Source organism: Nonomuraea endophytica (assembly GCF_014203235.1).
In the GTDB taxonomy this organism is placed as follows: Bacteria; Actinomycetota; Actinomycetes; order Streptosporangiales; family Streptosporangiaceae; genus Nonomuraea; species Nonomuraea endophytica.
Map to the genome: position 1 here is coordinate 209,322 of NZ_JACHIN010000003.1, position 20,413 is coordinate 229,734.

The following is a 20,413-nucleotide window of genomic DNA, read 5'->3' on the forward strand; positions in this document are numbered from 1 at the left end:
AGGATCATGATGGAATTCACCGATAGCACGCTGCGCGACCTGCTGGCCTCCGTGGGCCTGCCCTCCCAGGCCGGGGACGGCGCCGCCGAGAGCACCTTCGACGAGCTCGGCCTTGACTCCCTGGCCCGCGTCGAGCTGGCCACCCGCATCGAGGACCGCTTCGGCGTCGACGTGGAAGACCGCATCACCGAGCACGCCACGCCTTCCGAGGTACGCGAGCTGGTCAACCAGCGGCTCACGGCGGTGACCCGATGATCGGGCACACCGACAACGCGATCGAGATCGCCGCCCCGGCCGCCTTCGTGTGGGAGCACACCAACGACGTCACCACCTGGCCCGGCCTGTTCTCCGAGTACGCCAAGGCCGAGGTGCTGGAGGAGAGCGAGTCCTCCGTCACCTTCCGCCTCACCATGCACCCCGACGAGCAGGGCCGCGTCTGGAGCTGGGTCTCCGAGCGCTCCTGGGACCGCGACACCTGGACCGTGCGGGCCCGCCGCGTGGAGACCGGCCCGTTCGAGTTCATGAACATCACCTGGGTGTACGAGGAACTGGCCGACGACCTCACCCGGATGCGCTGGGTCCAGGACTTCCACATGAAGCCCGACGCCCCGATCGACACCGCCGCGATGACCGACCGGATCAACACCAACACGCTGGTACAGATGGGACTCATCAAGGAGAAGCTGGAGAGCCGCCGCCGCGCGGTGATCGGCTTCCACGACGTGCCGTCCAACCAGCGGCGCGGCGGCGACCTGCGCACCCTGCTCTCGCCCGCCACCTGCGGCGCCACGGCGGGCTTCAGCGGCGCGGTGCGCGTCGCGCCCGGCGAGAAGGTCGCCGAGCACTACCACCCGTACTCGGAGGAGTTCCTCTTCCTGGCCGCCGGCACGCTCAAGGTGGACCTGGACGGCGAGCCCGTCGTCCTGGAGGCCGAGCAGGCGCTGTTCGTGCCCCGCAACGTGCGCCACCGGCTGACGAACGTCGGCGAGGTCGAGGCGCTCGTCGTCTTCCAGCTCTGCCCGCTCGCGCCCCGGCCCGAGCTGGGCCACGTCGACACCGAGGAAGTCTCGTGAGCTCCAGGCGTGTGGTCGTCACCGGCCTCGGCGTCATCGCGCCGGGCGGCGTGGGCCGCGAGGAGTTCTGGAACCGGATCGTGGACGGCAAGCCGGCCGTACGGCGGATCACGGCCTTCGACCCCTCGCCCTTCCGCTCCCAGATCGCCGCCGAGGTGGACTTCGACCCCGCCGCGGCCGGGCTGACGCCGCGGGAGATCAGGCGCACCGACCGGTTCGTACAGATGGCGCTGGTCTGCGCCGACGAGGCGCTCGCCGACTCCGGGCTCGACCTGGAGACGGCCGACCGCGACCGGATGGGCGTCTCGCTCGGCTCGGCCGTCGGCGCCACCATCACGCTGGAGGACGAGTACGTGGTCGCCAGCGACCACGGCCGCGACTGGGAGGTGGACCACCGGCACCTGCGGCCCTTCCTCTACCAGGCGCTCGTGCCCTCCAGCGCGGCCAGTGAGCTGGCCGTACGCTATGGCGCCCACGGCCCCGCCGCGGTGGTCTCCACCGGCTGCACCTCGGGCATCGACGCCATCGGCCGCGCCTTCCAGCTCATCCAGGACGGCGAGGCGGACATCATGATCACCGGAGCGGCCGACGCGCCCATCTCGCCGATCACCGTCGCCTGCTTCGACGCCATCCGCGCCACCACGCCCAGCAATGACGACCCGGAGGGCGCCTCACGGCCCTTCGACGCCGACCGCAAGGGCTTCGTGCTCGGCGAGGGCGCCGCCGTACTCGTCGTGGAGGAGCTCGAGCACGCCAGGCGGCGCGGCGCGACGATCTACTGCGAGGTCTCCGGGTACGCCGCTCGCGCCAACGGCTTCCACATGACCGGCCTGCGCCCCGACGGGCACGAACTGGCCGAGGCGATCTCCGCCGCGCTCGGCCAGGCCAGGCTCGACCCGGAGGCGATCGGCTACATCAGCGCCCACGGCTCCGGCACCAAGCAGAACGACCGCCACGAGACCGCCGCCTACAAGCGCGCGCTCGGCGAGCACGCCAGGCGGGTGCCGATCAGCTCGATCAAGTCGGTCGTCGGCCACTCGCTCGGCGCCATCGGCTCGATCGAGATGGCCGCCTGCGCGCTGGTGCTGAAGCGCGGCGTCGTGCCGCCCACGGCCAACCTGGCCACGCCCGACCCCGAGTGCGACCTCGACTACACGCCGCTGGTCGCCCGCGAGGTCCGGGCCGGGCACGTGCTGTCGGCGGGCAGCGGCTTCGGCGGCTTCCAGTCGGCGATGGTCTTCTCGGGGGCCGCATGAGCGCGCGCCGCGCGGTCATCACCGGCCTCGGCGTGGTGGCGCCCACGGGGGTGGGCGTCACCGACCACTGGGAGGCCTCCCTCGCCGGCGAGAACCGCATCGCCGCCGTCGGCTCGGGCCCGGTGCCCCTGGCCGGTCAGGTACGCGGCTTCGACGACAGCGAGTTCGTCGACAGCAAGCTACGCGTCCAGACCGACAGGTGGACCTGGTTCGCGCTGGCCGGGGCCCACCTGGCGCTGGCCGACGCCGCCTTCGACCCGAGCATGGAGAACCCGTACGACCTGTCGGTGGTGACCGCGAGCGGCTCGGGCGGCAACGCCTTCGGCCAGCGGGAGATCCAGGCGCTGTGGAACCAGGGCCCCAAGGCGGTCAGCGCCTACCAGTCAATCGGTTGGTTTTACGCCGCCAGCAGCGGCCAGCTCTCGATCAAACACCAGCTCAAGGGCGCCTGCGGCGTCCTGGTGGCCGACGCCGCCGGGGCGATCGACGCACTGGCCGAAGCCGCGCGGCTGGTCCGTGGCGGGACCGAGGCGGTCGTCACCGGCGGCACCGAAGCGCCGCTGTCCCCTTATGCGCTGGCCTGCCAGTCCAGCGAGACGGCCCTGTCCGGCGGCGCCGACCCGGACCGGGCCTACCGGCCCTTCTCGCCCGACGCCGCCGGGTACGTCCCCGCCGAAGGGGGCGCGATCCTGCTCGTCGAGGAGAGAGACTCGGCCTACGGCAGGGGCGCGCCCACGGTCTACGCCGAGATCGCCGGGACCGCCTCCACCCACGACGCCCACCACGTCACCGACCCCAGCCCCGACCACCGCCAGTACGCGCGGGCCATGCGCGAGGCCATCGCCAGAGCCGGGCTGGCCCCCGCCGACATCGGCGTCGTCTTCGCCGACGGCGCCGGCAGCCGGGACCGGGACGAGGCCGAGGTGGCCGCGCTCCGCGAGGTCTTCGGGGCGCGCCGGGTGCCGGTGACCGTCCCCAAGACCATGACGGGCCGCCTGTGCTCGGGCGGGGCCGCGCTCGACCTCGCGTGGGCCGCGCTGGCCCTGGCCGACGGGGTCATCCCGCCCACCATCAACACCACCTCCACCGACCTGGACCTGGTCACCGAGCCACGCCTGGTGCGCGGGCTCTCGGCCGCCCTCGTCACCGCCCGCGGCGCCGGCGGCTTCAACTCCGCCGCCGTCCTCACCCGCCCCTGACCACCCCACCCGATCAGCCCGCCTCCTCACCCGGAGGCGGGCTTTTCGCCGTCCCACACCGACCTTTCGCTCCCCAGGGTCCTCTTGCTCCGCACGGCCTCCCCACTCCGCACGGCTTTCTCGCTCCGCACGGCTTTCTCGCTCCGCACGGCCCTCCCACTCCGCACGGCCCTCCCACTCCGCACGGCCCTCCCACTCCGCACGGCCCTCCCACTCCGCACGGCCCCTTCCGCTCCGCGCGGTCCTTCCGCTCCGGATGGGCCTCTCGCTCCGCATAGGCCTTTCGCGCTTCGCGCCGGGCCTTTCGAGCTTTGCGCCGGGGGCTTTCGCCCCACGCCAGGGCCTTTGGGGCTGTGCGGCCCTTGGTCTGCGAGGGCTGGGTCCGTGAGGGCTTGGTCCGTGAGGGCTCTTGGCCTGTGAGGGGGTTTTGGTCTGTGGGGGGCCGCCGCCCCGGGTGGGGTGGCGGCCCGTTGGTCGGGGGTCAGCCCACTGGTTCCGGTACGGCCGGCGCCACCCGATCCTCATGACGCAGCGGCGAAGGCCGCACGAACAGCACGCGCGCCGCCCACCCCGGCAGCCACCAGTTCCAGCGCCCCATCATCGCCACCGCCGCCGGCACGAGCACGGCCCGGATGAGCGTGGCGTCCAGGGCGATCCCGAGCGCCAGCCCGCTGGCGAACACCTTGACGTCCAGCTCCGGCGTCATAGCCAGCACCGCGAAGGAGATGAACAGGATCAGCGCCGCCGAGGTCACCAGCCGCCCGGTGCGCCCCACCCCCTCCACGACCGCCTGCGCCGTGTTTCCGGACTTGTCGTACTCCTCCCGCATCCTGGCCAGGAGGAAGACCTCGTAGTCCATGCTCAGCCCGTACAGGAACGCGAAGATGGTCAGCGGGACGAACTCCCCGATGGCCCCGGTCGGCTGGATGTCCAGGATCTCCCTGGTGCCCCAGCCGTACTGCCAGATGAGCACCATCGCGCCGATCACCGCGCCCAGCGACAGCAGGTTGAGCAGGACCGCCTTCAGCGGCAGCAGCAGCGAGCGGAACGCGCGGGCGAGCATCACGAACGTCACCAGCGCGATCATCGCGAACATCCACGGGAACGCGCCGTAGGTGTGCTCGCGGAAGTCCATGCTCTGCGCGGCGTTGCCGCCGACCAGCACCCCGTCCGGCACCGCGGCGCGCACGCGGGCGATGGTCGCCTCGCCGGCGTCGGTGCCGTTCTCGGCCGAGGGCAGCACGGCCAGGACGGCGGTGCCGTCGCGGCGCCAGCCCGGCTGGTCGGGCGACAGCACCGCCGAGACGCCCTCCACCCCGGCGATCATGGCGGTGGCCGTGGCCGGGTCGCCCTTCACCAGCACGTCGAACGGGGTGATGGCGCCGGTCGGCACACCTGCCTGCCGCAGCGCGGTCAGCCCGGCGTACCCGGAACCCGAGGTGCGCAGGTGCGTGCTCTCCGGCAGGCCGAGGTTGACGCCCAGGGCGGTGTAGCAGAGCGCGGCCAGCAGCCCGCCGGCCACGATCGCGGCCGGCCAGCGGCGGCGCACCACCACCTGTGCCCACGCCGACCAGGCCCGGCCCGCGCGCGCCTCGCGGGCGAAGCGCACGTCGGCGCCCGCCGAGCCGCTCCTCTTACGGTCCAGGCGCTGGCCGGTGCGGGCGAGCAGGACCGGCAGCACGGTCAGCGTCACCAGCACGCTCACCGCCGCGATGATCATCCCGGCCACACCCAGGCTGCGCAGGAACGGCACCGGCAGCACCACCATGGTCACCAGCCCGATCGCGACCGCCACGCCGCTGAACAGCACCGCCCGCCCGGCCCCCGCCATGGCCCGGTGGACCGCCTCGTCGCCCCGGTGGCCGTTGGCCTGTTCCTCCCGCCAGCGCGCCACGATCAGCAACGAGTAGTCGACCGCGATGCCCAGCCCGAGCAGCGGCATCGTGGTCAGCGCCACGTCGTGCACGGTCATCACGAACGTCAGCAGCAGGATCGCGATGAACGACACGAACACCGCCAGCACCGAGATCAGCACCGGCACCAGGGCCAGCGCCGAGCGGAAGACCAGCAGCAGCACGATCACGGCCGCCAGCACGCCGATGCCGATCTTCGTGGGCACGTCCACGCCGCCGGCGTCCACGCTGGGCGCCAGCGCGTCCAGGCCGGTCACCTCGACCTGGCTGCCCGGGGGCAGGTGCGGGCTCATCGCCGCCCTGATCACCGGGCCCTCGTCGGGGGTCTCGCCGAGGCCGCCGCCCGGTGGGCTGCCGTCGGAGTAGGTGCCGGGGTAGACCAGGCCGAAGGTCGTGCGGCCGTCCGAGCCGACCAGCTTCGCGTCCCCGGCACTGGCGTACGACACGACGCGCGCCTGCGGCATCGCCGCGGACACCGCCTCGTACGCGCGGCCGAGCGCCGCCCGCTGGTTGGCGGCGGTCGTGCCCTCGGGCAGCACCACGACCGGCACGAACGGCCGCTGGTAGCCGCCGTTGCCGTAAAGACGGACGATCTCCTGGTTGGCGTCGAAGGCGGGCATGCCGGCGTGGGAGTACTCCTCCGACAGCCGCTGGATCGCGATCGGGGTGGCGCCCATGCCGATCAGGAAGGCAAGGGCGGCCAGCAGTGTGACGAGGCCCTTGCGGCCGAGTACGAAGGCCGAGATTCTCTCCATGGAATCAGTCGAGCAGCGCCGCCGGTGCCCGCTCTGTGGGCGTTCTTAGGAAAGCATGTGAGTGCGGTTTCACAGAGATCTTTATGGGCTTTCACAGAACGGACGGGAAAGACTGGCCTCGTGAGCCGAATCCTGGTCGTCGACGACGAACCGTACCTGGCCGACCTGGTCTCCACCGCCCTGCGTTACGAGGGTTTCGAGACCCGGATCGCCGGCAGCGGGGCGTCCGCGGTGGCGCTGGCCCAGAGCTTCGACCCCGACCTGATCGTGCTGGACGTGCTGCTGCCCGACATCCTCGGCACCGAGGTCTGCCACCGGATCAGGACCGCCGGTTCTCAGGTGCCCGTCGTCTTCCTCACCGCGCGTGACGCCACCGAGGACAAGATCACCGGGCTGACCGTCGGCGGCGACGACTACGTCACCAAGCCGTTCAGCCTGGAGGAGCTGATCCTGCGCATCCACGCCGTGCTGCGCAGGACCAGCGGGGCCGCGCAGATCCCGGCCCGGGTCGGGTTCGCCGACCTGGTCGTGGACGACGACACCTACGAGGTGTGGCGGGCCGGTCAGCGCATCGACCTGACGCCGACCGAGTTCAAGCTGCTGCGCTTCCTGGTCGCCAACGCGGGCAAGGTCATGTCCAAGCGCCAGATCCTCGACCACGTCTGGGACTACGACTTCGGCGGCAACGACGGCGTCGTCCAGACGTACATCAGCTATCTGCGCCGCAAGGTCGACGCCTTCGAGCCGCCGCTGATCCACACCATGCCCAGGATCGGGTACGTGCTGCGCCTGCCCAGGGAGGACCGATGACCCTGCGCACCCGGCTGGTGCTCACCACGGTCGGGCTGGTCACGCTGGCGCTGGGCCTCGTGGCCGGAGCGACCTTCGGCGCGCTGCAGGACTGGCGCGGCTCCGACGGCAGCAGGCTGCTGGCCATGAACACGCCCGAGGCGCTCGTGGCCGCCTCCGACGAGCTGACCTCGCGGGTGGCGTGGGTCCTGGCCGGCACCTCGGCGGCGGCGCTGGTCCTGCTGACGTTCCTGGCCGCCCACCTGATCCGCAAGGGGCTGCGCCCGCTGGACCGCATGGTCGAGGCCGCCGCCGACATCGGCGCCGGCAACCTGGAGCGCCGCATCGAGGCCGCCCGCCCGGTTGGCGAGGTGGGCCGCCTGGCCCACGCGCTCAACGCCATGCTCGGCCAGCTGGAGGGGGCGTTCCGTCAGAGAGAGTCCTCGGAGGAACGGCTGCGCAGGTTCGTCGCCGACGCCTCCCACGAACTGCGCACCCCGATCGCCACCATCCGCGGCTACGCCGAGCTGTTCCGCCGCGGCGCCGACGGCCGTCCCGAGGACCTGGCACGGGCCATGCACCGCATCGAGGCCGAGGCCGGGCGCATGGGCTCGATGGTCGACGAGATGCTGCTCCTGGCCCGCCTCGACCAGGGCCGTCCCCTGGAACGCACGCCCGTCGACCTGATGGCGCTGGCCGCCGACGCCGTCTCCGACGCCCACGCCATGGACCCGGGACGCGTGATCGGACTGGAGTGCGCCACCCCCGTCACCGTCACCGGCGACCCGCTCAGGCTCCGCCAGGTCATCGGCAACCTGCTCAAGAACGTCCTGGACCACACGCCGCCCGGCACCCCCGCCGTCGTCCGCCTGGGCCGGGAGGGCGGCCACGCGCTCCTGGAGGTCGCCGACGAGGGGCCGGGCCTGAGCGAGGAGCAGACCGAACGGGTGTTCGAGCGCTTCTGGCGCGGCGAGCACCGGCAGGCCGACGGGCGGCGGCTCGGCGGGTCGGGGCTGGGGCTGTCGATCGTGGCCGCCGTCGTGGCGTCCCACGGCGGCGAGGTGCGCGCCGCCTCCACCCCGGGCGCAGGCGCCACGTTCACGGTACGGCTACCGCTCTGACCTGACCGGCACCGGTGCTTCAGCTGGTCGTGTCGGTGCGGCCCATCGCTATGCCGGAGCCGGGGTCGTCGTTCTGCTGGTCCTCTGCTTGCTGGTCCTCGTTCTCGCCCTCGTCCTGTTTCTTCTTGCCGCCCTTGTCGTCGCCGTTCTCCGACGGGTCGACCTCGCCGGGCTTGTCGTCGTCGCCCTTCTGGGTGGCCGAGCGGGTGGGGGTGGGCTTCTTGGTCGGGGTGGGATCGGGCTCCGGGGCTCTGGTGGTGGGCTGGGAGGTGGGCTGGGTGGTGGGGCTCTGCCGTACCGGGGAGTCGGTGGGCGGGGCGGAGGACGGCGGGGGAGTGTCGGACGGCGAGGGATTCTCCGTGGGCGTGCTCTTGACCACGGGCGTCGAGGGCGTCCGGGTGGCCACGTCGCGCTCCGACCACCACGCCACCCCGCCCGTCACCAGGCCCGCCGCCAGCACGAGCCCAGTCAGCCCGGCCACCCGCCACGCCCGCCCGGACCCACGCCCGTGCCGCCCAGTCCCACGCCCGCCACCCCGGCCACCCCCGCCCGGCCCACCCTGCCCACCCGCGCCCTGCCCGCCCGCACGGCCCGCGCCCGGCCCGCCATACCCAGCCGCGACGCCGGCGCCGGCACCCACGCCACCCGCCCCCACCCGGCCCGCCCCCGCGCCAGCGCCCGTCCCCGCACCCGCACCCGTACCACCTGAGCCTGCGTCACCCCAGCCTGCGACTCCCGCGCCACCCGCGCCACCCGCGCCCACGCCCGCGCCATCCACGCCCGCCCTTGCGACTCCCGCGCCCACGCCCGCGCCATCCACGCCCGCGCCCGCGACTCCCGCGCCACCCATCCCGGCGCCCGCGCCACCGCCTGCGCCACCCATGCCTGGGGTTCCGGGCACGGGGATGGGGGCGGTGGGTTCGGGGGCGAGGCCGGTGGTGATGGCGTGCAGGTGACGTTCGGTGTCTTCGCCGGTCAGGCGGTCGACGGGGTTCTTCTCCAGCAGTCCCAGGATGACCGGGCCCAGCGGGCCCGCCTTGGACAGGGGTCCCGGGGGGTCGTGCATGACGGCGCCCAGCGTGGCCAGGGCGTGGCCGCGCTGGAAGGGGGACTGGCCCTCGACGGCCACGTACAGGGTGACGCCCAGCGACCACAGGTCGGCGGCGGGCTGGGCGGTGTTGCCGGCGGCGCGTTCGGGGGCGATGAAGGCGGGGGTACCGACCAGGATGCCGGTCCTGGTGAGGGAGGCGTCGTCCTCGGTGGTGGCGATGCCGAAGTCCGTCAGCACCGCCCTGCCGTCATCGGTGAGCAGCACGTTGTCCGGTTTGACGTCGCGGTGCAGGACTCCGGCCGCATGGGCGGCCCGCAGCGCCTGCATGAGCTGCAGCCCGATCGCCGCCGCCTGGACCGGTGGCAGCGCGCCCTCGTCCCGCACGAGTTCGCCGAGGGTGCGGGAGGGGACGAACTGCATGATGATCCACGGGTGCCCGTGCTCCTCCAGCACGTCGTACACGGTGGCCACGCCCGGATGGGCGACCCGCCCCGCGGCCCGCGCCTCGCGGAAGGTCCGTACGGTGAACACCTCGAGCTCGGGGCCGCTGAGGCCGGGCGGCGGCTGGATCTCCTTGACCGCCACGTCCCGGCCGAGCACCTCGTCATGGGCCTGCCAGACGGTGCCCATGCCACCCTTGCCGATGGTTTTGAGCAGACGGTAGCGGCCGCCGACGATCCCCGCAGATTCGGACATGCGGGGCGTCTACCCGGTAAAGAGCCTTACAAGCGCGGTGACGACGGCGGCCGACGCCAGCACGGCCAGGAACGGCGCGCGCAGCAGCAGCGCGACCACCGCGGCGCCCAGCCCGGCGGTCCTGGCCAGGTCGAAGTCCAGGCGGCCCTGTTCGGTGAACATCTGCACCGCGATCAGCGCGGCCAGCAGCGCCACCGGCACCAGTTCGGAGAAGCGGTGCACGAGCGGGTGGTCCAGCACCTTGCGCGGGGCGGCCAGGCCGGCCAGCTTCAGCGCGTAGCAGCCCGCGCAGACGATCGCGATCGCCCACCAGAGCGTCATCGGACCATCACCACCAGCACGGCCGCCGCGGCCACCAGCACGGGCACGCCCGGAGGCAGGAACGGCGTGGCGGCCAGCGCGATGAGCGCGCCGGTCAGCGCGAGTGTGCGCAGTTCGGAACGTTCCCGCAGCCTCGGCCACAGGATGGCCAGGAACGTGGCGGGGCCGACGACGTCCAGGCCCAGCATGCCCGGGTCGCCCAGGAAGGAGGTGCCGAGCGCGCCGGCGAGCGTGGTGAGGTTCCACATGACGTAGAGCGTGACGAACGTGGTGGTGAACCCGGCCCTGGCGGCCGCCGGGTCCGGCTGGGCGAGGGCTACGGCGGTGCTCTCGTCGATGACGCCGTGCGCGGCCACCGCCCGGCGGGTGCCGCGTACCTGGAGGAGGTCGGCCAGGCGCAGGCCGTACAGGGTGTTGCGGGTGCCGAGCAGCAGGGCTCCGGCGGTGGCCGAGACCAGGTCGCCGCCCGCGCCCACGGCTCCGGTCAGAGCGAACTGCGAGGCTCCCGTGAAGGTCAGCAGGCTCAGCACGCACGCCTGTGCCACGTCCAGTCCCGCGGTGACGGCCGCGGCGCCGAAGGCCACGCCGGACAGCCCCACTGCCAGCCCGACGCCCAAACCGTCCCGGATCGCGGCGGAACGGGTTGTTGTCTGTTCCATGTGGGTAAGGCTAGGAAGCTGGGCCTTCCTCCGTCTTGTACGTTCCTGCGGAGCGCTGGTACGCCGCGGGTGGCACGCCCACGATGCGTTTGAAGTGCCGGTTCAGGTGGGCCTGGTCGGTGAAGCCCACCTCGGCGGCCACCAGGGCCGGCGGGCTGCCCGTCTCCAGGAGTGAGCGGGCCTGCCGTACCCGCAACGAGGTGAGGTAGGCGTGCGGCGGCAGGCCGGTCGCCGCCTTGAACGCCCGCAGCAGCGGGAACGGCCGCGCGCCCACCGTCGCGGCCAGTTCCTCCAGCGTCGGCGGGTCCACCATGCGCCCGCGCAGCACCTCCAGCGCCGCCTCCACCTCGCGCCCGCCCGCGGACGGACCGGTCGACGGAACGCGCGGCCGCGTCGAGTGGCGCGACATGAGCTGGGCGAAGAACGTCCGGATCAGGGTCGAGGCCGTCAGGTCGTCGCCGCGCTCGGCCGCCAGATGCGTGCGCCCCAGCAGCCCCGCCAGCGCCGGATCGCTCACCACCTGTTCGGGAAAGAACGGCCGCGCGTACGGCAGGCCCAGCTCGGCCGCCACCTCCGCCATGGCCTCGGCCGACGGGTAAAGCATCCGGTAGGCCCACCCGTCCGGCGTCCCCGCGTGACCGGTGTGCACCGAGTCGGCGTTGACCAGCACGATCTCGCCCGTGCCCGCCCGGTGGGTGGCGCCGCGGTTCTGGAACTCCTCGACGCCGTCGACTATCAGCCCGATGGCGTACTCGGCGTGGGTGTGCCGGGTGAAGCGGTGGGTGACGTAGCGGGCTTTGAGCAGGTTGACCTCGGGCACCGCCGGGTGCCGCCAGAAGTTCGCCTGCTCCCTCACAACACCCGAAAATACTCCACGAAGGTGTTGAAGTAGTTCACGTGGTCCTCCCAGCGGCTGTCGGGCAGCTCCCAGTACACGGCGTACGGGCGGCCGTCGGCGGCGCGGAAGCCGCGCGTGATGACGTGCACCCTCGTCGTGCCCTTCGCCCGGGTGAACTCCCAGTCGGCGGCGGGGCGGCCCAGGTACGTCAGCCGCCGGATCGCGATCCGCCGGTAGTCGCGGAACTCCTTCCTGCGCAGGATGTCGCCTTCGACGTTCTTCCAGTGCTGGACGGGGTCGCTCCAGACGTCGTCGGTCCATTCGACGATGAGCTGGCCGCCGGGTCCCGGCCCGGTCCAGGAGATGCTGTCGCGGTCCGGGGTCTTGCTGCCCTTCCAGCCCTTGGGCACGGCCAGGGAGAAGGCGCCGGTCCTGCTGGTGACCGTGCGCCAGCCGTCGGGGAGCTTCGGTGACGGCTTGGCGGTCGTCGTGGGGGTGGCCGTGGCGCTGGGGCTGGCGGTGGGCGGGGTGGGGGTGGGTTTGGGCGCGGCGGTGCCGGCCAGCCGGCCCGACAGCAGGAAACCGGCCGTGGCCAGGCCGCCCACGGCGACGAGCGCGGTGGAGGCGGCGATCCAGCGCGGGCGGCGGGAGGGCTTGGCGCGCCTGGTCCGCGACTCGCCGGTGGGGCGGACGCCGTTGTGGAGGGTCGGCTGGTGGGGTGGCGGGGCCGTACCGGATGCCGTGTTGAGCAATTCGGCGGCCTGGGCGGCGGGGATGCGGGCGGCCGGATCGCGGCGCAACAGGCCCTCGATGACCGGCGCGATCGCGCCCGCGCGCGCCGACGGGGCGGGCGGGTCGCGCAGGACGGCGGCCACGGTGGACGCCCACGAGTCGCCGCGGAAGGGCGGCCGGCCCTCGACCGCGGTGTACAGGGTCGCGCCCAGCGCCCACAGGTCGGACTCCGGCCCGGCGGGCAGGCCGTTGAGGCGCTCGGGCGGCATGTACGCGGGCGTGCCGACCAGGTGGCCCGTCGCGGTCAGACCCTGCTCGGCCTCCAGCGTGGCGATGCCGAAGTCGGTCAGCACCACGCGGCCGTCGTCGGCCAGCAGCACGTTCTCCGGCTTCACGTCGCGGTGCAGCACGCCCGCGGCGTGCGCGGTGCGCAGCGCGTCCAGCAGCGCCGCGCCGATCGCCGCCACCCGGCCGGGCGGCAGCGGGCCGTCGTCGCCGACCACTCTGGCCAGCGAGCGCGAGCGCACGAGGTTCATGACGATCCAGGGGCGGCCGTCCTCCTCGACCACGTCGTATACCACGACCACCGACGGGTGCTCCAGCCGCCCGGCGGCCCTCGCCTCCCGGATCGTGCGCCGGTTGAGCTCGGCCCGCTTGGCCTCGCCGACGCCGGAGTAGCGGACCTCCTTGACGGCCACGGGACGGTCGAGCAGCTCGTCATGGGCGCGCCAGACCACGCCCATGCCGCCCTCGCCGATCGGCTCGATGAGGCGATAGCGGTTGCTGACCAGCCGTTCCACGCCGTGCAGCCTACTTGGCTGGTTTGAAGGTGGCGGCGAAGGTGTCGAAGAAGTGCAGGTCCTTCTTCCACCGGCTGGCCAGGTTGTGCCAGTAGATGGAGTAGCCCATCCCGCCTTCGGTGACGAAGCCCCGGTTGCGGACCCGGGTCTCACCGGTGTTGGTGTTCCAGGTGAACTCCCAGTCGGCCGCCGCCACCATGTAGTCGACCTTCTTGATGTGGATCTTCTTGTAGCCGCCGAAGTTGTTCTTGGCCGACTTCTCCTGCCGCTTCCAGTCGCCGACCGGGTCGTCCCCGGCCTTGTCGATCTGGTCGATCGCCACGAAGGCGTTGGGGCCGGCGCCGGGACCGCGGTAGAAGACCTGGCTGCCCTCGCGCTTGAACTCCTCCCAGCCCTTGGGCAGGGCCAGGGAGAAGCCCGACTTGTCCTTGTGCATCTTCCAGCCGTCGGGCAGCACGCCCTCAGCCTTGGACTCCTCCGGGGTGGGGGAGGGGTCGGCCTGCTCCGTTGGGCTCTTTTCCGGGCTAGAGGTCACCGCGGTGGTCTGCTGGGCGGGCCCCGGGCCCTCCTTTTCGTTTCCCCTGTCCGCCGCCGAGTTCAGGCCGAGGTAGCCGCCGATCCCGGCGACCACGATCACGGCGGCGCCGACGGCGATGAGCGGGCCGTAGCGGCGGCGGCCGCCCTCGCCGGAGGGATGGGTCAGCTCTGCGGACGGGGGCTGCGGGATCAGGTCCCAGGAGTCCGGGTCGTCGGCGTCGGCGGGCGCCTCGGCGGCCAGCGCCGCCCGCTGCCTGGCCGCTTCCCGCTCGCGCTCCCTGGCGGCCTCGCGCTCCCTCGCCCTCTCCCGCTCACGGGCCCGCTCGCGCTCGGCGGCCTTCTCGCGCTCGCGTTCCGCCGCCTTCTCCCGCTCGCGGGCCCGCGCCCGTTCGCGCTCCAGCTCCCGCTTGCGGATCTGCTCACGTTCGCGTTCGGCGGCGGCGCGCTCGCGCTCGGCCGTGCGCGCCTGCTCCACGGCCGCGCTCTCCAGCGCGGAGGTGTCGATCCGCGTCCCGGTTTCCGGTACGGCTGCCGCCACGGGCTTGAGGTTGGGGTCGGTGGGCATGTCGTCCACGGCCACCACGGCCTCGGAGTGCGACTGCATGACGATCCGGCGCAGCATGCGCGCCGTCTCCTCGTACGTCAGCCGCTGCACCGGCTCCTTGACCAGCAGACCGTCGATGATGGGCTTGAGCGGTCCGGCCTTGTGCGAGGGGTCGGGCTCGTCGGTCAGCACCGCGTGCATGGTCGCCAGTGCCATGCCGCGCTCGTGCGGCGACTTGCCCTCCACCGCCGTGTAGAGCGTGGCGCCCAGCGACCACAGGTCCGACTCCCGCCGCGCGGGCAGGCCCTTGAGCCGCTCCGGCGCGATGAACGCGGGCGTGCCGGCCAGGCCGGTCATGGTCAGCTGCGTCTCGGTCTCCAGCGTGGCGATGCCGAAGTCGGTCAGCACCACGCGGCCGTCGTCGGCCAGCAGCACGTTCTCGGGCTTGACGTCGCGATGCAGGACGCCCGCCTCGTGCGCCCGGTGCAGCGCGTCGAGGACGGCCACCCCGATCTCGGCCACGCGTGCGGGCTGCAGCGGCCCGTCCTGCTTGATGACCGCGCCGAGGGAGCGCGAGGGCACGAGCTGCATGACGATCCAGGGCCGGTCGTCCTCCTCGATCACGTCGTGCACGACGATCACGTTGGGGTGCTCGAACCTGGCCGCCGCCCTGGCCTCGCGCATGGTACGCCGGTTGAGCAACTGGACCTCGTCGCCCAGGGCGGCCGCGTAACGGACCTCCTTGACCGCGACGGTGCGATCGAGCAGCTCGTCATGGGCCCGCCAGACGATCCCCATGCCGCCCCTGCCGATGGGCTCCTGCAGTTGGTAGCGGCCGGCGATGCGGCGACCACGCTGCGTACGATCCGACGTCAACGGCCTCAAACCCTCCTCTAGGCCAAGAAATACTCCCATAGCGGGGGATCAACGGCGACTCACGTAAGAGTCAGACCGTTCTGCGGCTAGCAAGCTATGGCAGGTAGACGCCGGATGTAATCCTTTCGACATCATTTGTCGTCACACGTTCACCGGACCGGCGGTCTACGGCGTGGCGGAGGGCCCCGCGCGGTGGGCGCGCCGCCGCGCGGCGGTGATCTTCCAGCCGATCACGATCCCGGCAGCGAGCAGCGGCAGCAGGAAGAACGCCACCCGCTGGTCGGCGTCGGCGAACGGCATGAGCAGCACCACCAGCGCCAGGAACGCCAGCGTCGCCCAGTTCGAGTACGGCGTGCCCGGCATCCTGAACGGTGAGACGTGCCCGCGCCTGCGCAGCCGGAGCTGGCAGTAGACCAGCGTCCCCCACGTCGTGATCACGCCCAGGGAGGCCACCGCGGTGGCGATGTTGAACGCGCGCTCGGGCACGAAGTAGAACAACGCCACCCCGCCCAGGAAGACGGCGGCCGTCAGCAGGATGCCGCCGATGGGCACGTGCCGCCCGCTGAGCCGCGCCGCGAAGGCGGGCGCCTCGCCTTTCGTCGCCATCGAGCGCAGGATGCGGCCCGTGGAGTAGAGGCCGGAGTTGCACGACGACATCGCGGCGGTGATCACGATCAGGTTCATGGCGTCGGCCGCCCACGGCACGCCGAGGCTGGCGAAGAACGTGACGAACGGCGAGTTGTCGGCGCTGTAGGCGGTCCACGGCAGCACCATCGCCAGCAGGATGATCGAGCCGACGTAGAAGACGGCGATGCGCCAGATGACGCCGTTGATGGCCTTGGGCATGACCTGGCGGGGGTTGGCGGTCTCACCGGCGGTGATGCCGACCAGCTCGATGGAGGCGTAGGCGAAGACCACGGCCTGCAGGCTCATCAGCACGACGCCGAAGCCGTTGGGGAAGAAGCCGCCGTGCGCGACCAGGTTGGCCGGGGTGGCCGCGCCCACGGAGAACAGCACCGCGCAGAGCCCGACCACGAGGAAGGTGATGATCGCCAGCACCTTCAGCAGCGCGAACCAGAACTCCAGCTCGCCGAAGAGCCGCACCGACAGCAGGTTGACCACCAGCACCAGCCCCAGCGCCAGCAGAGCGGTGGCCCAGGTGGGGAAGTGGGGCGCCCAGCGGTGGACGTAGGTGGCGATCGCGGTCAGCTCGGCGATGCCGGTGAAGGCCCAGTTGATCCAGTACATCCAGCCGCTGGCGAAGGCGGCCCACGGGCCGACGAACTCGTCGGCGTAGTCCACGAACGAGCCGGAGGTGGGCCGGTAGAGCACCAGCTCGCCCAGCGCCCGCATGACGAAGAAGGCCGCCAGCCCCGCGGCGGCGTAGGACAGCACCAGCGCCGGCCCGGCCGCGGCCAGCCTGCCGCCAGCGCCCAGGAACAGGCCGACCCCGATCGCGCCGCCGATCGCGATCATCTGGACGTGCCGGTTGCCCAGCGCGTGGGTGTAGCCTTCGTCCGTCTGCACTGTGTGAGCCTTTCGTCGCTTTCCGTAATGGCGACGATATCCACGCAGGTATCCGCGACGGGGGGGACGCGCCGGTCGTACGGCTCTCGCGGGCGGCACCGAATTGTCGGCGCGGACCACTAGAGTCGGAGCGCACACCACGTCCGTCCGGGAGGCGCCGCTCCATGTCGTCCAGCGACTCGTTCGTCCATCTGCACGTGCACACCGAATACTCCATGCTGGACGGGGCCGCGCGCCTCAAGCAGATGTTCAAACAGGTCGGCGAGCTGGGCATGCCCGCGATCGCCATCACCGACCACGGCAACATGCACGGCGCCTACGACTTCTACCGGCAGGCCACCGGGGCCGGGGTGAAGCCGATCATCGGCATCGAGGCCTACGTCGCCCCCGAGATGCGGCAGAACAAGAAGCCCGTGCTGTGGGGCGAGCCGCACCAGAAGAAGGACGACGTCTCCGCGGGCGGCTACTACACCCACATGACGATCTGGGCGCGCAACAAGACCGGCCTGCACAACCTGATGCGGCTGTCCTCGCGCGCCTACACCGAGGGCTTCCACCGCAAGTGGGCCCGCATGGACGCCGAGATCCTGGCCGAGCACTCCGAGGGCCTCATGGCCACGACCGGCTGCCCGTCCGGCGAGGTGCAGACCAGGCTCAGGCTGGGGCAATACGACGAGGCCGTGCGGGCGGCGGCGAAATACCAGGAGCTCTTCGGCAAGGAGCACTACTTCCTGGAGATCATGGACCACGGCCTGGAGATCGAGCGCCGCGTCCGCGACGGCCTGGCCAGGATCAGCAAAGAGCTGAACATCCCGCCGCTGGTGACCAACGACTCCCACTACACCTACGAGTCCGACGCCGCCTCCCACGACGCCCTGCTGTGCATCCAGACCGGCAAGCAGCTGTCCGACCCCGACCGCTTCCGCTTCGACGGCTCCGGCTACTACATCAAGTCCGCCGACGAGATGCGCGCGGTCGACTCCTCCGACCTGTGGGCCGAGGGCTGCCGCAACACGCTGCTGGTGGCCGAGAAGGTCGACGCGACCGGGTTCTTCGAGCACAAGAACCTCATGCCGAGCTTCCCGGTGCCCGACGGCATGACGGAGGAGGAGTTCTTCCGCCAGACGGTCTGGGAGGGCATGCGCCGCCGCTACCCGGAGGGCTGGGACGACGAGCGCACCGAGCGGGCCGAGTACGAGATGGGCATCATCCTCCAGATGGGCTTCCCGTCCTACTTCCTCGTGGTCGCCGACTTCATCATGTGGGCCAAGGACAACGGCATCTCGGTCGGCCCCGGGCGAGGCTCGGCCGCCGGGTCGCTGGTGGCGTACGCGATGGGCATCACCGACCTCGACCCCATCCCGCACGCGCTGCTGTTCGAGCGGTTCCTCAACCCCGAGCGCGTCTCCATGCCCGACGTCGACATCGACTTCGACGAGCGCAGGCGCGCCGACGTGATCCGCTACGTGACCGAGAAGTGGGGCGCCGACAAGGTCGCCATGATCGCCACCTTCGGCACCATCAAGGCGAAGGCCGCCATCAAGGACGCCGGCCGCGTCCTGGGCTTCCCCTACGCGCTCGGCGACCGGGTCTCCAAGGCCTTCCCGCCCGCCGTCATGGGCAAGGACATCCCGCTGTCCGGCATCTTCGACAAGGACCACCCGCGCTACAGCGAGGCGGGCGAGCTGCGCAGGCTCTACGAGGAAGACGTCGACGTCAAGGCGACGATGGACCTCGGCAAGGGCCTGGAGGGGCTGATCCGGCAGACCGGCGTGCACGCCGCCGGCGTCATCATGTCCGCCGAGGTGCTGACCGACCACATCCCGATCATGCGCCGCGACTCCGACGGCGTGATCATCACGCAGTTCGACTACCCGACCTGCGAGACGCTCGGCCTGCTGAAGATGGACTTCCTCGGCCTGCGCAACCTCACCATCATGGACGACTGCCTCAAGGCCATCGAGGCGACCACCGGTGAGACGATCAACCTGCTGGAGCTCCCGCTCGACGATCGCAAGACGTACGAGCTGCTGAGCCGCGGCGACACCCTGGGCGTCTTCCAGCTCGACGGCGGCGGCATGCGCTCGCTGCTGCGGCTGATGAAGCCCGACAACTTCGAGGACATCTCCGCCGCCCTCGCGCTCTACCGCCCCGGCCCGATGGGCGCCAACTCCCACACCAACTACGCGCTGCGCAAGAACGGCCAGCAGGACATCACCCCGATCCACGAGGCGCTCGAAGAGCCGCTGAAGGACATCCTCGACACGACCTACGGCCTGATCATCTATCAGGAGCAGGTCATGGCCATCGCGCAGAAGGTCGCCGGCTACTCCCTCGGCGGCGCCGACCTGCTGCGCCGCGCGATGGGCAAGAAGAAGAAGTCGGAGCTGGACAAGCAGTACGAGTTCTTCGAGAAGGGCATGAAGGACGGAGGCTACCCGGCCGCCGCCATCAAGGCCCTGTGGGACATCCTGCTGCCGTTCTCCGACTACGCCTTCAACAAGGCCCACACCGCCGGATACGGCCTCGTCTCCTATTGGACCGGCTACCTCAAGGCCAACTACCCGGCCGCGTACATGGCCGCCCTGCTCACCTCGGTCAAGGACGACAAGGACAAGTCGGCGCTCTACCTCAACGAGTGCCGCCGCATGGGCATCAAGGTCTTCCCGCCGGACGTCAACGACTCCGACTTCGACTTCACCCCGCGCGGCACCGACATCCGCTTCGGCCTGTCGGCGATCCGCAACGTCGGCGGCAACGTCGTCGACGGCATCATCGGCGCGCGCAAGGAGAAGGGGCGCTTCGCCGACTTCAAGGAGTTCCTGCGCAAAGTCCCGGCGATCGTGTGCAACAAGCGGGTCATCGAGTCGCTGATCAAGGCGGGCTCCTTCGACTCGCTCGGCCACGTCCGCAAGGGCCTGGTCATGGTGCACGAGCAGGCCGTCGACGCGATCATCGACATCAAGAAAAACGAGGCCATCGGCCAGGACTCCCTGTTCGGCGCCATCGAGGGCGGCGAGGACCAGACCTTCGACGTGCAGATCCCGGTGGGGGAGTGGGACAAGAACACCCTGCTGCAGTTCGAGCGGGAGATGCTGGGCCTCTACGTCTCCGACCACCCGCTGTTCGGTGTCGAGCACATCCTGGCCTCCGGCGCCGACTGCTCGATCGCGGCCCTGCAGGACGAGAGCCGCGCCGACGGCATGGTCGTCACCGTCGGCGGCATCCTGTCGGGCGTGCAGCGCAAGGTCACCAAGAAGGGTGACACCTGGGTCCTCACCCAGCTGGAGGACCTCGAAGGCGCCATCGAGGTCATGATCTTCCCGTCGGCCTACCAGCTGTGCTCGACGATCCTGGCCGAGGACGCGATCGTCTTCGTCAAGGGCCGCATCGACAAGCGCGAGGACGTCGCGAAGATCATCGCGATGGAGGTGACCGCGCCCGACCTGACCCAGGAGGCGGGCGGGCCGCTGACGGTCAGCCTGCCGCTCGGCCGCTGCACGCCGCCGGTCGTCACCCGGCTGAAGGAGATCCTGACCACCCACCCCGGCACCTCCGAGGTGCACCTGCAGGTGCACAACGGGCCGAAGACGACGGTCATGCGGGTCGAGGACCGGTTGCGGGTCACGCCGTCGCCGGCGCTGATGGGCGATCTCAAGCAGTTGCTCGGCCCGACGTGCCTCGGAGGTTAAGAAACCTTCCTAACTAACTTGACACGCGCGTTGC

General features: G+C 71.6%; 15 protein-coding genes. 7 read left to right on the forward strand and 8 right to left on the reverse strand.

The genetic code is table 11. From position 1 onward, the window contains the following. Window positions 1-9 precede the first annotated feature (9 nt). From HNR40_RS12895 to HNR40_RS12910, 4 genes are read left to right on the forward strand one after another with little or no spacing between them, the layout of a single operon-like run. Window positions 10-255: an acyl carrier protein gene (locus tag HNR40_RS12895; RefSeq protein WP_221340297.1), complete on the forward strand. Its 246-nt coding sequence runs from the start codon at window positions 10-12 to the stop codon at window positions 253-255. After that, window positions 252-1,073 (forward strand): cupin domain-containing protein, encoded by an 822-nt coding sequence (locus tag HNR40_RS57170; RefSeq protein WP_184960751.1) that lies wholly within the window; start codon window positions 252-254, stop codon window positions 1,071-1,073. Before HNR40_RS12895 ends, HNR40_RS57170 begins: the two co-directional genes overlap by 4 nt. After that, on the forward strand, window positions 1,070-2,329 hold the full coding sequence (locus HNR40_RS12905; RefSeq protein ID WP_184960753.1) for a beta-ketoacyl-[acyl-carrier-protein] synthase family protein: 1,260 nt from the start codon (window positions 1,070-1,072) through the stop codon (window positions 2,327-2,329). Before HNR40_RS57170 ends, HNR40_RS12905 begins: the two co-directional genes overlap by 4 nt. After that, window positions 2,326-3,528, forward strand: a complete 1,203-nt coding sequence (locus HNR40_RS12910) for a beta-ketoacyl synthase N-terminal-like domain-containing protein (protein ID WP_184960755.1) — start codon at window positions 2,326-2,328, stop codon at window positions 3,526-3,528. Before HNR40_RS12905 ends, HNR40_RS12910 begins: the two co-directional genes overlap by 4 nt. A gap of 481 nt (window positions 3,529-4,009) precedes the next feature. Here HNR40_RS12910 and HNR40_RS12915 read toward each other — a convergent pair whose 3' ends face one another. After that, window positions 4,010-6,196: an MMPL family transporter gene (locus HNR40_RS12915; RefSeq protein WP_184960757.1), complete on the reverse strand. Its 2,187-nt coding sequence runs from the start codon at window positions 6,194-6,196 to the stop codon at window positions 4,010-4,012. A 120-nt stretch (window positions 6,197-6,316) separates the two neighbouring features. On the opposite strand from HNR40_RS12915, the gene HNR40_RS12920 reads away from it, so the two are divergent. Further along, window positions 6,317-7,006, forward strand: a complete 690-nt coding sequence (locus tag HNR40_RS12920) for a response regulator transcription factor (RefSeq protein ID WP_184960759.1) — start codon at window positions 6,317-6,319, stop codon at window positions 7,004-7,006. Beyond that, window positions 7,003-8,106, forward strand: coding sequence for a sensor histidine kinase (locus HNR40_RS12925; protein WP_184960761.1), 1,104 nt, complete (start codon window positions 7,003-7,005; stop codon window positions 8,104-8,106). The genes HNR40_RS12920 and HNR40_RS12925 overlap by 4 nt, the downstream gene beginning before the upstream one ends. A 19-nt stretch (window positions 8,107-8,125) precedes the next feature. On the opposite strand, the gene HNR40_RS56200 is transcribed toward HNR40_RS12925, so the two are convergent. The 7 genes from HNR40_RS56200 to HNR40_RS12960 form a co-directional block, all read right to left on the reverse strand. Further along, entirely contained in the window at window positions 8,126-9,853 is a 1,728-nt protein-coding gene (locus tag HNR40_RS56200) for a serine/threonine-protein kinase (RefSeq protein ID WP_184960763.1), read from the reverse strand. Window positions 9,854-9,862: 9 nt separating this feature from the next. After that, on the reverse strand, window positions 9,863-10,174 hold the full coding sequence (locus HNR40_RS12935) for a branched-chain amino acid transport AzlD family protein (RefSeq protein ID WP_184960765.1): 312 nt from the start codon (window positions 10,172-10,174) through the stop codon (window positions 9,863-9,865). Beyond that, on the reverse strand, window positions 10,171-10,833 hold the full coding sequence (locus tag HNR40_RS12940) for an AzlC family ABC transporter permease (protein ID WP_184960767.1): 663 nt from the start codon (window positions 10,831-10,833) through the stop codon (window positions 10,171-10,173). Before HNR40_RS12940 ends, HNR40_RS12935 begins: the two co-directional genes overlap by 4 nt. Window positions 10,834-10,843: 10 nt before the next feature. Continuing rightward, the gene (locus tag HNR40_RS12945; protein ID WP_312896314.1) at window positions 10,844-11,689 is read right to left on the reverse strand and encodes an AraC family transcriptional regulator; all 846 of its coding nucleotides are present in this window, start codon (window positions 11,687-11,689) and stop codon (window positions 10,844-10,846) included. After that, window positions 11,686-13,203 (reverse strand): serine/threonine-protein kinase, encoded by a 1,518-nt coding sequence (locus HNR40_RS54475; protein WP_312896315.1) that lies wholly within the window; start codon window positions 13,201-13,203, stop codon window positions 11,686-11,688. The genes HNR40_RS12945 and HNR40_RS54475 overlap by 4 nt, the downstream gene beginning before the upstream one ends. A gap of 10 nt (window positions 13,204-13,213) precedes the next feature. Then, complete coding sequence (locus HNR40_RS12955) at window positions 13,214-15,160, reverse strand: serine/threonine-protein kinase (RefSeq protein ID WP_184960770.1); 1,947 nt, start codon at window positions 15,158-15,160, stop codon at window positions 13,214-13,216. Between the two features lie 165 nt (window positions 15,161-15,325). Next, complete coding sequence (locus HNR40_RS12960; RefSeq protein WP_312896316.1) at window positions 15,326-16,687, reverse strand: amino acid permease; 1,362 nt, start codon at window positions 16,685-16,687, stop codon at window positions 15,326-15,328. A 164-nt stretch (window positions 16,688-16,851) separates the two neighbouring features. Between HNR40_RS12960 and dnaE the strand changes: the two genes are divergently transcribed. Continuing rightward, window positions 16,852-20,379: a DNA polymerase III subunit alpha gene (gene dnaE, locus HNR40_RS12965; RefSeq protein ID WP_184960772.1), complete on the forward strand. Its 3,528-nt coding sequence runs from the start codon at window positions 16,852-16,854 to the stop codon at window positions 20,377-20,379. Window positions 20,380-20,413: the final 34 nt, after the last annotated feature.

Coding starts and splice junctions, on each gene's coding strand:
- HNR40_RS12895 (WP_221340297.1), top strand. CDS start 10: ATGGAATTCACCGATAGCACGCTGCGCGACCTGCTGGCCTCCGTGGGC.
- HNR40_RS57170 (WP_184960751.1), top strand. CDS start 252: ATGATCGGGCACACCGACAACGCGATCGAGATCGCCGCCCCGGCCGCC.
- HNR40_RS12910 (WP_184960755.1), top strand. CDS start 2,326: ATGAGCGCGCGCCGCGCGGTCATCACCGGCCTCGGCGTGGTGGCGCCC.
- HNR40_RS12915 (WP_184960757.1), bottom strand. CDS start 6,196: ATGGAGAGAATCTCGGCCTTCGTACTCGGCCGCAAGGGCCTCGTCACA.
- HNR40_RS12925 (WP_184960761.1), top strand. CDS start 7,003: ATGACCCTGCGCACCCGGCTGGTGCTCACCACGGTCGGGCTGGTCACG.
- HNR40_RS56200 (WP_184960763.1), bottom strand. CDS start 9,853: ATGTCCGAATCTGCGGGGATCGTCGGCGGCCGCTACCGTCTGCTCAAA.
- HNR40_RS12935 (WP_184960765.1), bottom strand. CDS start 10,174: ATGACGCTCTGGTGGGCGATCGCGATCGTCTGCGCGGGCTGCTACGCG.
- HNR40_RS12940 (WP_184960767.1), bottom strand. CDS start 10,833: ATGGAACAGACAACAACCCGTTCCGCCGCGATCCGGGACGGTTTGGGC.
- dnaE (WP_184960772.1), top strand. CDS start 16,852: ATGTCGTCCAGCGACTCGTTCGTCCATCTGCACGTGCACACCGAATAC.